General features: G+C 30.6%; 12 protein-coding genes. 4 read left to right on the forward strand and 8 right to left on the reverse strand.

The window, feature by feature from the left end; genetic code table 11:
• Nucleotides 1–14: 14 nt before the first annotated feature.
• From I6U48_RS15490 to I6U48_RS15510, 5 genes are all read right to left on the reverse strand, one after another.
• Nucleotides 15–1,622 (reverse strand): putative polysaccharide biosynthesis protein, encoded by a 1,608-nt coding sequence (locus I6U48_RS15490; RefSeq protein ID WP_218321373.1) that lies wholly within the window; start codon nt 1,620–1,622, stop codon nt 15–17.
• A gap of 44 nt (nt 1,623–1,666) precedes the next feature.
• A complete protein-coding gene (locus tag I6U48_RS15495) occupies nt 1,667–2,626 on the reverse strand; it encodes an RluA family pseudouridine synthase (RefSeq protein ID WP_218321374.1) in 960 nt (319 codons plus the stop codon).
• 537 nt (nt 2,627–3,163) lie between these two features.
• The gene (locus I6U48_RS15500; RefSeq protein WP_218321375.1) at nt 3,164–4,339 is read right to left on the reverse strand and encodes a M20 metallopeptidase family protein; all 1,176 of its coding nucleotides are present in this window, start codon (nt 4,337–4,339) and stop codon (nt 3,164–3,166) included.
• A gap of 23 nt (nt 4,340–4,362) precedes the next feature.
• Entirely contained in the window at nt 4,363–6,471 is a 2,109-nt protein-coding gene (locus I6U48_RS15505) for a cell division protein FtsA (protein ID WP_218321376.1), read from the reverse strand.
• Between the two features lie 358 nt (nt 6,472–6,829).
• Nucleotides 6,830–7,129, reverse strand: coding sequence for a hypothetical protein (locus I6U48_RS15510; RefSeq protein WP_218321377.1), 300 nt, complete (start codon nt 7,127–7,129; stop codon nt 6,830–6,832).
• A 310-nt stretch (nt 7,130–7,439) separates the two neighbouring features.
• On the opposite strand from I6U48_RS15510, the gene I6U48_RS15515 reads away from it, so the two are divergent.
• Nucleotides 7,440–8,132 carry a manganese catalase family protein gene (locus I6U48_RS15515; RefSeq protein WP_218321378.1) on the forward strand — a complete coding sequence of 231 codons (693 nt, stop codon included), beginning with the start codon at nt 7,440–7,442 and terminating at the stop codon, nt 8,130–8,132.
• Nucleotides 8,133–8,182: 50 nt separating this feature from the next.
• Here I6U48_RS15515 and I6U48_RS15520 read toward each other — a convergent pair whose 3' ends face one another.
• Together I6U48_RS15520 and I6U48_RS15525 are read right to left on the reverse strand one after the other, a co-directional pair.
• Nucleotides 8,183–9,298 carry a pyridoxal phosphate-dependent aminotransferase gene (locus I6U48_RS15520; RefSeq protein ID WP_218321379.1) on the reverse strand — a complete coding sequence of 372 codons (1,116 nt, stop codon included), beginning with the start codon at nt 9,296–9,298 and terminating at the stop codon, nt 8,183–8,185.
• Nucleotides 9,299–9,574: 276 nt separating this feature from the next.
• Nucleotides 9,575–10,972: a sigma-54 interaction domain-containing protein gene (locus I6U48_RS15525; protein ID WP_218321380.1), complete on the reverse strand. Its 1,398-nt coding sequence runs from the start codon at nt 10,970–10,972 to the stop codon at nt 9,575–9,577.
• Nucleotides 10,973–11,131: 159 nt separating this feature from the next.
• On the opposite strand from I6U48_RS15525, the gene I6U48_RS15530 reads away from it, so the two are divergent.
• From I6U48_RS15530 to I6U48_RS15540, 3 genes are all read left to right on the forward strand, one after another.
• Nucleotides 11,132–11,593, forward strand: a complete 462-nt coding sequence (locus I6U48_RS15530) for a DUF4342 domain-containing protein (RefSeq protein ID WP_218321381.1) — start codon at nt 11,132–11,134, stop codon at nt 11,591–11,593.
• 103 nt (nt 11,594–11,696) lie between these two features.
• On the forward strand, nt 11,697–12,380 hold the full coding sequence (locus I6U48_RS15535; RefSeq protein ID WP_218321382.1) for a response regulator transcription factor: 684 nt from the start codon (nt 11,697–11,699) through the stop codon (nt 12,378–12,380).
• Between the two features lie 190 nt (nt 12,381–12,570).
• Nucleotides 12,571–13,545 carry a HAMP domain-containing sensor histidine kinase gene (locus I6U48_RS15540; RefSeq protein ID WP_246615380.1) on the forward strand — a complete coding sequence of 325 codons (975 nt, stop codon included), beginning with the start codon at nt 12,571–12,573 and terminating at the stop codon, nt 13,543–13,545.
• Between the two features lie 186 nt (nt 13,546–13,731).
• Here I6U48_RS15540 and I6U48_RS15545 read toward each other — a convergent pair whose 3' ends face one another.
• Nucleotides 13,732–15,642, reverse strand: a complete 1,911-nt coding sequence (locus I6U48_RS15545; protein WP_218321384.1) for a sigma 54-interacting transcriptional regulator — start codon at nt 15,640–15,642, stop codon at nt 13,732–13,734.
• Nucleotides 15,643–15,749 lie beyond the last annotated feature (107 nt).

Genomic DNA, 15,749 nt, shown 5'->3' on the forward strand with positions numbered 1-15,749 from the left:
GGAACCCCCTATTTTTATCTAACTCTTTGCAAAATAAAGTTTGGAATAAGTCTAACTATTTTTCTAGGCATGCTGTTTAAATCCTCTTTAGTTATGCCTCTAGTTATTACAAGCCCAAACATATATACAAGCATTCCTACAGCAATAGCTACTAATGTAATAGAAGAATTAATAAGATAACCTCTCTTCGATAATTTTAAAAGTACTCCTAACACATAATATACCGCAAATACTGAACCACCCATTATTGTAGATGAAAATAATGGTTTTATTGCATGCACTAATATACTTAATTTTATTCCTAAAGATTTTCTAATTATTCTATGATTTAAAATTATAGGAACTAAAAACCCAACTATACTTCCAACTACTGCACCTAATATATTTATCTTAGGTATAGCTATTAGGAAATAATTTGTTATTACTTTAAAAGCTATTCCTAAAACAGAGTATAACGTTGCAATGTAAAGTCTACCTATGCTTTGAAGTATCGTAGTTTGTATTTGCATTACTGACATCAATATCAGAACTATAGAACCATAAGCCATTATATATGCTCCTCCACCTAACTTAAGAGTTTGATATACAGGATCACTTATAACTGCAAGTCCAACAGCACATGGCACTGCGATTAAAAAGCAAAGTCTAAAGGAATAATTAATCTTATTTTTCACTTGTGACTTATCCTTAATAGCGACAGCTGCTGATATTGCTGGTAATATAGCCATTGATAGAGACGATATTATTGATATAGGAACATTTAAAAGTTGCTGATATTTTGTCAAAAACCCATATAATATGTTTGCTTGAGTTTCATTAACTCCACCTGCTATTAATCTTATCTTTGTGTTAGATAAATCAACTAAACTTCCTGCATAAGTCATACCTACGCAAACCGTAATAGGAAGTCCATATTTTATTATTTTTCTCATCAACTGCTTTGTATTATATCGTCTTACATCTTCATTAGCGTATTCTTTAGGTACTCTAAATTTTTTATTTCTTTCATAATAAAACATTAAAAATGCAGCTGATATAAGTGCACCTATTGATGTACCTATAGCCCCGCCTGCACATCCTGCCTCCACTCCATATTTTATAAGAAGTGCTGCAAATAAAAGAGAAAATGCGGTATTAGCTACTTGCTCTATTACTTGTGAAACAGCTGTTGGTGTCATGTTTCCTCTTCCTTGAAAATATCCTCTATATGCTGAAGCTACAGAAGTAAATAAAATAGCAGGAGCTAATGTTAATAAAGATAAATAAGCTTGCTTGTAATGTACAATACTAGCAAAGGGACCTGCAAAAATAAGCAATATTACAGTCATCAAAATTCCAATTATACACAAAACAGATCTGGCTATTTTGAAACTTTTTACAGCATCCTTATAATTTCTAACTGCTGCAAGCTCTGACACGAGCTTAGAAATAGCCACTGGTATACCTGAATTTGTCAAAACAAATATAAATACATATACTTGATATGAAGCTCCGTATATTCCATAACCTTCATCACCTATAATCATTCTTAATAAAGGTATGTATAATAACGAGAGCACTTTTACCAACATACTAGCCGCCGAAAGTATGGCAAACCCTCTAGTGGTTGATTGTTCCTTCATTTTAAAAACCCCTATCCGCAACCTTAATCAAATAAAAATTAACGTTAGAATTTTTCAAACACATCGTTTTTAATCTTTTTAAATACTGGTGGTAAACTTTCCGCTATTGTCTTATTTTCTAAATAAGACAATTTTTCCACACAATTCCTAAAAATAAGCTTATACGCATATAAAAATTGATAATTTAATGCATATTTATTAATGAAAAAACTATTTATCTGTGATATCCCATATTTTGCGTCTCCTATTATGGGATTTCCAAGGTAACTTAAGTGAGCCCTTAATTGATGACTTCTTCCCGTTAAAAGTTCTAATTCAACTAAAGAGTATGTTCCACAACTTTTAAGAATTTTTACCTGTGTAGCTATCTCCTTAGTATCTTTCCTTGGAGAATCAAAAATTTTAGATATATTTTCATCCTCGTTCTTAGCTATGTATGCTTTATGTAACCCCTCTTTTGGTTTTCCCTTTACAACAGCCATATAATATTTCTCTATTTTTCTTTCTCTGATCATTTCATTTAACGCTTTTAATGACTCATAGTTCTTTCCATATATAACAATACCAGAAGTATTTCTATCAAGCCTATTACAAGATGCTGGTGTAAAAGTTACCTCTTTTTCTGGATTGTAATCTCCTTTATCGTATAAATATGAAAGTACATAATCAGTTAAGGTAGGTTCTCCTTTTTTGCTATCTGAATGGACTAACACCCCAGGCCATTTCTCTACTATTAACATATTTTCATCTTCATAAGTAACTTTTAGAAAATCACTTTCTATTCTTGTGAACTTTTCCTTTTTTTCGTCAGAAACTATATCTCTTGTCTCCACTAAATCGCCTTCAATAAGAGAATACTTTTCTTTAACCTTTTTTCCATTTACCTTTACATCGCCTTTTCTTATACTCTTATATATAGCACTTAAAGGCACATCTTTAAGCCATTTTCTCATAAACTTATCCATTCTCTGTCCTGCTTCATTTGGTCCAATTTCAATCTTCATGCAATCACTCCTAGTATTTTCATCTTAATTTCTGCATCTTTCTTCAATTTCATGTTCTTATTGACATATTAATATATTAAACAACACCTAATTATATACCACTATTATTACCAAAATCAATACGTATAATTATAAATATTTCACATTATCATAAGCAATCAAAACTTTTATAGTTTAATTCAATGTATAATCTTCCACATTCAAAAACTAACCTATGATCAACTTACCCATAATAAAATTACTATATTAGTTAAGTGTATAGTCTATATTAAGAATTTATAAAGAATGAAACCAGAAAGTCGACTTACCCGGAGGGATATATTAACGTTCTGGAGAGCACATTTAAACACTTTTGCCATAAGTCTTAGCTCAAATTTTTGAAAAAGCTTAGAAAATTTGATTGTTTGAGCGTAGCGAGTTATCAGATATTCTTAGCTTTTTCAAAAACTTGAGCTTTAGACTTACCAAAAGTATTTAATCGTACAGTAAGAACGTTAATACATCCCGCAGGATAAGTCGACTTTCGGCGTTACACCTCTATAAATTCAAATATTCAAAGGCAGTTTGACACTGCACTGCTACTCCAATTGGAAGACAATCTTCATCAATATCGAACAAACTTCCATGAGCTGGATGCACTATACCTTTACTTTCATTTCTAGAACCTAAATAATAAAATGCAGCTGGTCTTTCAAGAGAAAAATATGCAAAACTCTCTACTCCCATACTTGGGCTTTGAAGCATTTTTATATTATCTCTTCCTATAACCTTTTCTGCTGAAGCTAAAAGCTGTTGTACTGCAGTATCATCATTATATAAACAAGGATAACTTTCTTCTATATTTATTTCACACTTACCTCTCATGGAATGTACTATTCCCTCTACTACTTCTACAAGCCTTTGCTTTACGTAAACTCTGTGCTCTGTTGTCATTACCCTTATAATACCAGCTATAGTTACTTCTTCTGGTATTATATTTTGAGCAGTACCTCCATGAATGGAACCTATAGTCAAAACCGCTGGGTCTGTAGGCGGAAGTTCTCTGCTTATAATATTTTGAAGAGCTAAAACCACAGAGCTAGCTATAACTACAGGATCAACACCAGTATGCGGACGTGCTCCGTGAGCACCTCTTCCTTTTATTTTTATTGTAAAAGGATTAGACGCCGCGTTAACTACTCCCATTTTCACTCCTATTTTTCCAACTTCTAAGTTTTCCTCAACGTGAAGTCCTAGTATCATATCTACATGAGGTTCTTCCAATATACCTTCTTGTATCATAACCTTAGCTCCACCAGTAGTTTCTTCGGCTGGTTCAAAAAACAACTTTACATTTCCATTTAATTCATTCCTAATGCTATTTAAAACTTTAGCTGCTCCAAGGAGTATAGTAGTATGTGCATCATGACCACAAGCATGCATTTTACCATTTGTCTTTGAAGAATAATCACAACTTTTTTTATCCTGAAGCGGAAGAGCATCAATATCTCCTCTAAGTGCTATAGTTTTTTGTCCCTTCCCCCTTATTATGCCGCATACTCCAGTTCCTGCAGTTTCCCTATATTCTATGCCCTCTTTTTTCAAGAATGTTTTTATAAAATCTGAAGTTCTGTGCTCCTCATATCCAAGTTCTGGATGCATATGAAAATCTCTTCTTAACTCTACAAGTTCTTTTTTTAGTTCATTTGCCATGTTTAAAAAATTAAATTTCATAAATAACTCTCCAATCTATCGTTTTATTCCCAACCAATTTCTATGACATCTCCAGCAGAAAGCTTATCATGATATCCTGCATTTTTACCATTCAATCTAAGATATATGTTGCCTTTTGGTACTGTTAAATCAAAATCTATATAGTCAAATATATCAACAAATATATATTCTTTCTTTTCTTTTAAAATTATAGGCTCTTCATTGACTATAATCTTAAGTTCATACAATTCTACCTCATATTTTTTTTCTTCTAATACACTTAAATTTGCTTCTTCTGGTGTATCTACTTCCGTAGTATTTTGATTTTCGACTTTCTTTTCTTCTTTTGTATCTCCAATTATATCTTTGCTCTGACCTATTCCTTCATTTTTTTCTTTTATTAATTCTTCTTTACTTATTCTGTAAATCCTATCTCCTTCATTTATAATATGTCTATCAGCTAACTCTTCTCCATTTAGGAAATAAACAAAATCTTCATTAACATCTCTAAAATACTTCTTATATTCCCCTAAAGTTTCAGGATATACTATTTGAACTTCATCGCCCTCTCTTATATTATCATCAAATTGTGCTCTTACACTGTTTATATAAATAACTGGCTCTAAATTTTCTAGTATATCATTGACAAAAAAGCTTATAGACTGAATTTTTTTAACGTAATCCTTAACCTTAGGAGATGCATCCTTGCCATCCATAGCATAGTTTATTTCTATATTATCTCCTTCTTTTACCTCTTCATCTATACTTGATTTTTCACTATTGATTTTAATTTCTGCGTTTATAGCAAGAGTTCCAAAAGCAAGTCTCTTTATATCATTTAACATAAACCTTATGTTTTTTCCATTTCTGCCAATTAACACTTTTGGATTTATTCCTGCTTGCACCATAACATCCATGATTGTATGTTTATGTGAATTAAATAAGCTTATAACATTATTATTCAGGAAAACATCTATGAAATCATGTCCAAGCCTTTTAATAGAGATTAATGCAATTCCCAAAACCGTTACACCAATACTTCCTAGCGAGTTATCCAGACACACACAATCAACAACTGATTCTCTTCCTTTTATACCAACCCTTTGAATCTGCAAGTTTAATTTTTCTGCAAGAAATTCCCTAAGTTTTGGTGTATGAGCACCTCCACCAACTAGAAAAACAGCATTAGGGGATTTATCTCCATTAAGCTCTATTATCTTGCTTCCTATTTCATCAGATATTTTTCTTACAATAGGACTTATAAGCTTGATTACGTCTTCCGATAAAATTTCATTTTCTAAACCCAATACATCAATATATGTAATCTTTTCTTGCTCACTGCATTGTTTTTTTATAGTTTCTGCAGTATTAAAATCTACCAAATAATTCTGAGCTATTATTTCTGTTACCTCATCTCCAGCCATAGGAACCATTCCATAAGCACTTATAGTTTCTTTGCTGCTTATAGCAATATCGGAAGTTCCTGCTCCAACATCTACTAAAGCCAAATTTAGCAACCTTAAATTTTTAGGTACAGCAGCTTCCATTGCTGCTATCGGTTCTAAAGTAAGACTTGAAACCTGTAATCCTACTTTATCTATAACAGAATAGAGACTATCTACAACTGACCTTGGAAGAAATGTTGCTATAACTTCTGCAGCTACATTTTCTCCTTTATGTGAAAGTAGGTTAGCAATAATATATCCATTTAGATAATAGTTTTTAACGCTATAACCAACACAATATAATTTTCCTTCTGCTTGATTATTAATTTTCTCTTCTGCAGCTTTTACTGCTGTTAACTCTAAGCTTCTAATAGCGTCCTTATCTATTTCTTTATCAGATTCAATTTTTAATTCCGATTTAGTAACTACTGTCCTTAAAAATCTTCCAGCTGCTGCAATAGCTACCTGTTGAATTTTTACATTTAATTTATTTTCCAGATGTTTTTTAACAGTACTTACTGCACTAGCAACTAAAGATATATCATGAATTTGGCCATCCACCATTGCTCTCTCTTCATGTTCTATAAAATGTTCTGCTATTACATTAAATTTTTTATCCTTTATAATTCCTATAGTTCCTATTACTGAACGTGTACCAATATCAAGAGCAAATATTAAATCTTGTGGGTTAATATTATTACTGTCCATAACATTACCTCTTTTTCTATAATTTAAAAGCTCATATTCTTAGAATATGCTATATTATCCTAATAAAATTATAATTAATTATGAAATGTTTGTAAACTAGCCTATACAAATGAGTTTGATAAAATTTAGATTTTACAGAAAAATAAAGAGTACCAACAAAACATGTCAGTACTCCTAGATAACTCGCTAAATGAAAGTTCCATTTATAATTCATTATATGATTATTTTCAATATTATGTTCAAAATAAAAATAAGCACTAGTTTTTATACCAGTGCAATGTAAGGGTCAACTTACTCATTTTCCTCTAAAAATTAATAAAATTATATAACAATAAATTTAAACATTCAATAAAGTATGCTACTCTGTGAGATTTAATGAATTTTCATGCTCTGTTACATAAGGAAGTGTTTTTATAATCTCGTATACATATTTAAATGATGATTTTCCCTTTTTAATAAAATAATCTTTCTCAATCTTATTAAAACATAACATATTGCACCACAAATCAACAAAGTCTTCTTTATTCACAAAATAACTTTTCTCATCATCTTTTACAACAAAGCCATCATTATAGTTCTCAATTATTTGTAGGGCTTCAACCTTATTTCCTTCTAACATTAAACATACATCTTCCCACATTTTTTTAAAAGCAACCATTTTTACAACCTCCACGCTCAAACAATTATAACATTTGATTATTAGTATATCATATATTGTGCAATTTTAAAAGCCAATGTTACTAAATACACTAAATAATATATCACATTTTATTATGTTTACGTTGTCAATTTTCTATTTTTCAACACAATAATGTTAAACTACTATATTTAAGTATATAATATCTTGCTGTACATTAGAACCAAACTGTTTATCTTGTTTTTCTATAACATTTATAATACATCGCATAATAAAATCTCGAAGGGTAAAACTAAAGCCGAAAATAATTATATGCTTAGGAGGTAGTAAAATGTTTAAACATGAAAAACAATTATTACATGAAGTTGGTGTAGAAAAGCCTAATCCAAATTATGCAGCAATGCTTCAGGAGCAATTAGGTGGTCCTCACGGTGAATTAAAAGCAGCTCTCCAATATTTATCCCAAAGCTTCCGTATAAAGGACATGGAAATAAAGGATTTATTTCTAGATATTGCTTCTGAAGAACTGGGTCATATGGAAATGGTAGCTCAGACAGTGAACTTATTAAACGGGCATACTTTAGATGCTAATAATGCCACAATAGGAAACATTCAAGCACATGTTTCAACAGGACTTACACCAGCTTTAACCAATGCATCTGGACAGCTTTGGACAGCTGCTTATGTAAATGAAACTGGCGATTTAGCTGCTGATATTTTATCTAATATTGCTGCAGAGCAAAGAGCAAAGGTTGTATATGAGTATCTGCATAGGCAGATTAACGATAAAAAAGTTAGGGAAACAATTGATTTTCTACTTAATAGAGAAGAGGCTCATAATACAATGTTCAGAGAAGCTTTTAATAAATTACAGGACACAGGTTCCTTGCGTGACTGGGGAATTACCAAGGATTCAAAACTTTATTTTAATTTATCAACTCCAGGCAATAATAGTTTTAATGCAAATAATCCTAAAGCACCATCTTTTAACAATCCTAATCCACAGGAATTAGTACATCATTAAAATTAATACGGGGCTGTCGCACTTAGGTGTACGGCAGCCCCGTATTAGCTTTAACTCACAATATCATCTTCAATCTTTTTTACAACTTCTATTAAAGCATCTATGTTTCTTGGCACTCTTAATCTCACAAAATTTTTCCTAAGTCCTATAAAACACTGTCCTGATTCTGTAACAACATTATTTTTCATAAAGGCCTTATATAAATCAACCTCTTTATTTGGGTGCATCATTAACATTATAGGTGTTTCTAAACTGGTTTCTAATATTTTAATTTTTGAACATTCACCTATTAATCTATTTTTCGCATCCTTTATTTTATATATAGAATCCTTAATAAACTCTGAATCTCTCAATGCTGCTGAGGCTATATTATAACTTATTGTATTTATACTAAAAGGAAGTTCCACTTTTTTAAAGTATTCTAAAAGTGATTTATTGCATACTACATATCCTACCCGTATACCGGCGAGTCCAAATCCTTTTGAAAAGGTTCTGATAACAAATAAATTAGAATATTTGTTTATTAATGAAATTACCGAATTATTTCTATCCATGAATTCACCATATGCTTCATCGATAACAACAGCTATATTCATCTTTTCTGCAGCTTCAATAACCTTTATCAGTTCTGTTAATGGTATAACCTGACCTGTAGGATTATTGGGATTATCTATATAAATAGCTTGATGCCTATCATTCATTTTATTTATTAGTTTATCAGCATCAAATTTAAAGTTTATATTATCCTTTAGTTCAATATATTCATATCGACCGCCTTGACTTTTTACATCTGTTATATACTCTGAAAATTGAGGACAATATCCTAGTATACTGTATTCCTTATCTACAAAGAGCATATTAATTGTACTTAAAATTCCCATAGACCCACAGCCAAGCCTAATATTTTCACTACTTATTTTTGCAATATCAGACCAATACTCAGATAGCTCTTCCCTAATTTTAGTATATGGATACTGCGGATAGTTATTTAAACTTTCTATATTAAATAGTTCTTTATTATCACTAATTGTTCTAGAGCATCCAAAAGGATTAACTCCAAGAGAACAATCGATAATTTCTTTTTGCTCACAAAGGTATTCTTCACCTTCATCAACATAACTTACTCTACTAAAATCATATATATGCTTCTTTATCTTTATATTCATGCCTTTCCCCTCCTCAAAATCTTATGGTTTTTAACTTCATAATTTTATTTAAGGAATAAAAAAGCAATAAATATGCCAAACTATAAATGTTCTTCTAAGACCTTATCTCATCTAATTTAACATGGCTTTCCTCAAATTTAAAAAGAAGAAAAAGTGTAAAAATGTTTACATTTTTTCTTCCTTTCCATTTTATTTGTCTCTTTAAACAAATAACTCAAGTACTGATTAATTAGACATTATTTACTTCTTTGTAAATTGTTTTACATGTAAATGTATTTACACTTTATATTCTTTCAAAAGTTTATATAAAGTTGGCCTAGAAACTCCTAATAATTCTGAAGTCCTTTTCTTATTTCCACCAGTTTGTTCCAATGTATCAACTAAAACTTTTTTGTCTATCTTAACTACTTCATTTTTTAAAAACCTTTTATATTTAGATTCCTTCAATCCTGCCAACTCTAAATTTGTATCTGTAATGTAATCCCCATCACAAATATAAATAGCCCTGGACAGCATATTTTCAAGCTCCCTTATATTCCCCGGCCAAGAATATTCGAGCATCATTTTCTTAGCTTCATTACTTAATCCTCTAATGTTTTTTCGTATCTTATCGTTAAACTTTTTAATAAAATAAGCTGCAAGTAATAAAACGTCTTTTTCTCTTTCTCTTAATGGCGGTATTTCTATATACAAAACCTTTAACCTATAATACAAATCCCTTCTAAACTTACCTTGTTCAACAAGCTCCTCCAAATTTCTATTAGTTGCAGCAATTATTCTCACATCAACCTTAATAGGTCTGCTGCCTCCAATTCTGCTAATGCACATAGTTTCCAGAACCCTTAAAAGCTTTGCCTGTATATGTATTTGCATCTCTGCTAATTCATCAAGAAATAAAGTTCCTCCATGGGCTAATTCAAATTTACCAAGTTTCCCCCCTTTTTTAGCTCCAGTAAAGGCTCCTTCCTCATATCCAAATAATTCACTATCTATTAATTCACTTTGAAAATTAGCACAATTCAATGCAATAAAAGGCTTATTTTTTCTACTGCTATAGTTATGTATAGCTTGAGCGAATAATTCTTTACCGGTTCCACTTTCTCCAATTATTAAAATATTTTCACTGCTTTTAGCAAAAACTTTAGCTAATTTAATATTTTCTTTTACTCTTCTGCTTTCTCCCATAATATGATCAAAGTTGAAAAAAGCTTGGTATCCAGCCATTGTACTTGTGAGTTTCCTTGTTCTCTCTATACTTCTGAATATATCAATAGCACCAATAATTTCTTTTTTATCGTTAAATACGGGATATCCTGAGTTAACTAACTGAACATTTTTTTCTTTAAATCTGAGAAAATATTCTATATCTATAATACTTTTTTTCATCTCAAGAATTCCACTTAATAAAGGCTTATCTTTAGAAAAGCTATCTATTTTTTTACCTAATATCTCTTCTTTACTAGTTCCAATTATATTACAGCAGGATTTATTGGCGTATATCAAATATCCATCTTTATCACAGAAAGATATTCCCTCATTTACTGAATCCAATGCCCTAAGCAGTAGTTCATTAAAATTAAGACAATCTATAATTTGATTAATACAAGCCTTATCAAAGTTATTATTATTTTCAAGCAATAAATCAATAATTTTTTTAATATCATAACTGCTCATACCCTATCCCCCTCATGTACATTTATATTATTGTATTACAATAATTTCTAATTTTCTAATCAAATTTTAATCCTTCACTAATTTTTCTCTAATTATTACCTACTATTATATAAGCATAAGGAAAAACAAAACACAAAAAAATTTATGGGAGGAATTAAAATGACAATTTCAATTGAACAAATCGATTTATTAAGAAAAAGAGCAAATGTAGGTTATAAGGAAGCTAAAGAAGCCTTAGAAAAATGTAAAGGTGATATAGTTGAAGCACTTGCATATTTAGAGGAGCAAAATAAGATAAAGCCTGAACGCGAATGTTTAAAGGATTCAACTTTTGTTAAAAAAGTCAAAAACCTTATTTCAAAAGCAAACAAGCTGAAGCTTGTAGTATCTAAAGATGATAAAACAATTTTAAATTTACCTTCTACCCTTGCTGTTCTATTTGGTATATTTGCAATGCCAGTTGCAGTAACAGCTCTAATAATCGCCTTATTTACAAACTGCAAAATAAGATTTAAAAAAGACAATGGTGAAGAGTGCGATATAAATAGTAAAATAGATAAAGTTACTAATGCCGTAAGTAATGTTGCAAATAAAATAACTGAAGAAATAAAAAATGCTTAAAGTCAAGCCTGCTTATGATTTCATAAAGCAGGCTTTATTTTTCTAAAACGATGCTCATAAAAATGATATAATAAATAAAAAACATATTTGGAGGATATTAAGTATGGCAGGGGAGAAAATTCTTATTATAGAGGATGAGGTGAAGATTGCTAGATTTGTTCAGTTGGAACTTCAACATGAAGGCTATATTGTAGATCAGGCTCAAGATGGAAGAGTTGGTTTGGAAAAGGCTTTAAAAGATAACTTTAATCTTATAATACTAGATGTAATGCTTCCCTCCTTAAATGGTATGGAAGTATTAAGAAGACTAAGACAAACTTCAGAAGTTCCTGTGATTATGCTTACTGCCAAAGATGAAACAATGGATAAGGTTATGGGACTTGATATTGGGGCTGATGATTATATGACAAAGCCCTTCGCTATTGAGGAGCTTCTTGCCCGTATTCGTGTTACTTTTAAGCACAAGAGGATTTCTGAATGTAACTCTAGCATTATTGAAATAGGCAGCTTAAAGCTGGATACAGATAAATATATTGTAACCTATAATGAAGAAACTATAGATTTGACGAAAAAGGAATTTGATCTATTAAAATATTTAATGATAAATAAGGACATAGTACTTTCAAGAGAAAGCATTCTAGAAAAGGTATGGGAATACGATTATGCTGGAGACACTAATGTAGTTGATGTTTATATTCGTTATTTAAGAAGTAAAATAGATGATAGATTTAACGATAAATTTATTCATACTGTCCGAGGAGTGGGGTATCAGATAAAACATGAATAATATAAAATTTATTTTCAGATGCATATTTAAAATTATAAAGTTTCTATTTCTATCAATAAAATTCACTTTGAATTTTTTATCTAGAAACATAGATAGGGTAATTGAAAATATACTGAATAAACTTAGGTTCTCCATCACTTTCAAAATAACAATAACCTATATATTAACCTTTATTATAGTATTTTCTCTAATGAGTGCAGGAATACTTGGAAGTTTTAAATATTATATTGAAAGCGGCGCAAAGGATGATTATCTATCTATTCTCATTGCTATTTTAGCGACCTGTAATATTATCGGCTTGATTGTAATTATAATAATAGGCTCAAGAGCAAGCAAAAAATTTCTATCTCCTGTTTATACAATGACAGAAACAGTAAAGGAAATATCAATTAATGCTTTAGATAAAAGACTAGATGTAAGGGGCTCAAAAAATGAGCTTAAGGATTTAGCAAAAACCTTTAATGATATGTTAGATAGACTTCAAGTATCCGTTGAAAAGCAAAATCAATTTGTATCTGATGCCTCTCATGAGCTAAGGACTCCTATTTCCGTTATACAAGGCTATGCAAGCCTTTTAGATCGTTGGGGGAAGAATGATAAGGAAGTTCTTGAAGAATCTATTGAAGCAATAAAAAGTGAATCTGAAAGCATGAAGGACCTAATAGAAAAACTTCTATTTCTTGCCCGTGGAGATAAGCATTCTCAAAAGGTGGAAAAGCAAAAATTTATGCTTAATGAATTAATTGATGAAATATTAAAAGAAACAAAAATGATTGATACAAGTCATGACATACAAGGTGAATATAATTATGTGCTTGAAATTAATGCTGATAAAAAGCTCGTCAAAGAAGCTCTAAGAGTTTTTATAGATAATAGTACAAAATATACGCCTGAAGGCGGCTCTATAAGATTGGATTCTTATAGGAAGGATGATAATGTTATTATAACAATTGGTGATACAGGTATGGGAATTTCAGATAAAGACCTTCCTCATATATTTGATAGATTTTATAGAGCTGATAAATCCAGAACTAAAACAAATGGTGGTACTGGTCTAGGTCTTGCTATTGCTAAATGGATAATTGACCAACATAATGGTGAAATTGAGGTCTGGAGTAAAGTAGATATAGGAACAGTGGTTAAAATTTCTCTTCCTTTAAAATAGAGGGACTGTTGAACTTATAAATATATACGGCCGAAAGGTGACTTACACTCCAGGATATGTTCCCAAGCTTCTGCACCATAAAAAGTTTTTATATGTGCTTTCAGCTTTTAGAACATATCCCTGCGTATAAATCGCCTTTCTGGTGTAGTTGTCTATATAGTGCAACACCATCTTTTATTCTATATTCTATTTTTCTTTTAGTTTCTTCCACAAAGTAGAACGACTAATACCAAGCTTTTCTGCAAGAAGTGCTTTATTATCTTTTATCTCCTTGTTCATAGCATTAATTATTTGTATTTCCATATCCTTAAGCGATCCTTTTTTTATAATTAGAATATCCTCTATATTGTCGCTGGTTAAAAGTCCGCTATTTCTATTAGGAATATGTTCCTCCAGAAGCTGTTCTATAAAATCTTTATTTACTACCGATATATTTGATAAAATGACCATCTTTTCTATAAAATTTTCTAGTTCTCTTATATTACCGGGCCAATCATACTTTTTGAGTGAATTCATTCCTTCCTGTGTTATGTTATCAATACTTGTTTCATGTTTATTATTCATTAGTTCAATAAAGTTTTTCACCAAAAAAGGAATATCTTCTCTCCTTTCTCTAAGGGGTGGTATCTTCAAATTGAGTACATTGATTCTAAAATATAAGTCCTCTCTAAATTTCTTTTCAGCTACCATTCTATATAAATCAAGATTTGTAGCTGCTATAATTCTCACATCTACATTCAATACACAATCTCCACCTATCCTCATAACTTCTTTTTCCTGTAACACCCTGAGTAACCTGCTTTGAAGACTTAATGGAATCTCACCTATTTCATCTAAAAAAATAGTACCTTTATGAGCTAATTCAAATAAACCGAGTTTACCTCCTTTTTTAGCCCCTGTAAAAGCTCCTTCTTCATATCCGAAAAGCTCACTTTCTAAAAGATTTTCAGGTAATGCAGCACAATTTATAGCAACAAAAGGACCTTTTCTTCTAGGACTAATATTATGTATACTTTGGGCAAAAAGTTCTTTTCCGCTTCCTGTTTCACCTTGAATTAAAACAGTAGTAGATGTTTTTCCAAACTGCATAGCTTGTTCCACTGTTTTTTTTATAGCTATACTTGAACCTATGATATTACTAAAAGAGTACTTAGCAATCAATCCCTTATTATAAAGGTTATTTCTCACCTTTTGCTCCAGCTTTTGCAGTTTCGATATCTCCGCAATAGTAATTATGCTACCAACTTGGTTATTATCCACATTTATAAGAATTTTATTTATAATTACAGGTATATCATTTATATTGATCACTTTTCCCATCTGAATACTGTTATCTTCATATATATTAAAACCAAATTTACTTTTAAAATTAGAAATAGAAGTTCCTATTATATCATCACTGCTAATGTCTAATATCTTTTTTGCCACTGGATTTAATGTTGTAATAATACCATTTTCATCGATAGCAATAATGCCTTCTACAGAATGATCAACTATAGCTTTTAAACGCTCTGCCCTCTCTTTTTCTCTTCTTCCCAACTCTATTATATTATTTGCGGATATAATTGCTTGTTTTATAGATTTTTTGCTGCTCTTTATTAAAACGCTATTAATTTGGTTTTGAGCTGCGAGGTTACAAATACAACTCCCCATATTTACTAATGTTATTTTTTCTTCTTTTTTTATGTTTTTTATTTGATTTTTTAGTTCACTGCTGTTAGCATAAGGAAAAATCTTAAAATCTATATCTAATACCTCTTTAAATTTTTCAAGGTCATCAAGTTCCTCTGTTTTATAACTCATAAGTGCAATTTTGTTTCCATATTCCTTAGCCTTAAGCAGTGCATCTAAAAAATCTGCTATGCTAATTACTATAGATACTACAGGTATATTTACTGTTTCTCTTATTGCCTGTGCTGTTCCACCCTGGCTAATTATTACATCAAAGTTTTCTTCCATCTTTTTAGCATACTTATGTCCGTCTTTCATTATACCACCCTGATATATTGTCAGGGGAATTTTTAACTCTCGGGATATATTTTTAGCCTTTTCTGTTAAATCATCAGATATGGATATAACCAATATCTTAGGTTTCATTTGCAGTTCCTCCATCTAATTATTTATATATCTGGTGCATAGAATAAGGGTTATTGATTTAACCATCAATAACCCTTATTCTATGCACGATTAATAAATCCTCTATT

It is taken from the genome of Clostridium thailandense (genome assembly GCF_019207025.1).
Taxonomy (GTDB): domain Bacteria; phylum Bacillota; class Clostridia; order Clostridiales; family Clostridiaceae; genus Clostridium_AM; species Clostridium_AM thailandense.

Bases quoted from the DNA above. Each gene is read 5' to 3' on its own strand.
- I6U48_RS15495 (WP_218321374.1), bottom strand. From the start codon at position 2,626: ATGAAGATTGAAATTGGACCAAATGAAGCAGGACAGAGAATGGATAAG.
- I6U48_RS15490 (WP_218321373.1), bottom strand. From the start codon at position 1,622: ATGAAGGAACAATCAACCACTAGAGGGTTTGCCATACTTTCGGCGGCT.
- I6U48_RS15530 (WP_218321381.1), top strand. From the start codon at position 11,132: ATGACAATTTCAATTGAACAAATCGATTTATTAAGAAAAAGAGCAAAT.
- I6U48_RS15520 (WP_218321379.1), bottom strand. From the start codon at position 9,298: ATGAATATAAAGATAAAGAAGCATATATATGATTTTAGTAGAGTAAGT.
- I6U48_RS15510 (WP_218321377.1), bottom strand. From the start codon at position 7,129: ATGGTTGCTTTTAAAAAAATGTGGGAAGATGTATGTTTAATGTTAGAA.
- I6U48_RS15515 (WP_218321378.1), top strand. From the start codon at position 7,440: ATGTTTAAACATGAAAAACAATTATTACATGAAGTTGGTGTAGAAAAG.
- I6U48_RS15535 (WP_218321382.1), top strand. From the start codon at position 11,697: ATGGCAGGGGAGAAAATTCTTATTATAGAGGATGAGGTGAAGATTGCT.
- I6U48_RS15505 (WP_218321376.1), bottom strand. From the start codon at position 6,471: ATGGACAGTAATAATATTAACCCACAAGATTTAATATTTGCTCTTGAT.
- I6U48_RS15500 (WP_218321375.1), bottom strand. From the start codon at position 4,339: ATGAAATTTAATTTTTTAAACATGGCAAATGAACTAAAAAAAGAACTT.
- I6U48_RS15540 (WP_246615380.1), top strand. From the start codon at position 12,571: ATGAGTGCAGGAATACTTGGAAGTTTTAAATATTATATTGAAAGCGGC.
- I6U48_RS15525 (WP_218321380.1), bottom strand. From the start codon at position 10,972: ATGAGCAGTTATGATATTAAAAAAATTATTGATTTATTGCTTGAAAAT.
- I6U48_RS15545 (WP_218321384.1), bottom strand. From the start codon at position 15,642: ATGAAACCTAAGATATTGGTTATATCCATATCTGATGATTTAACAGAA.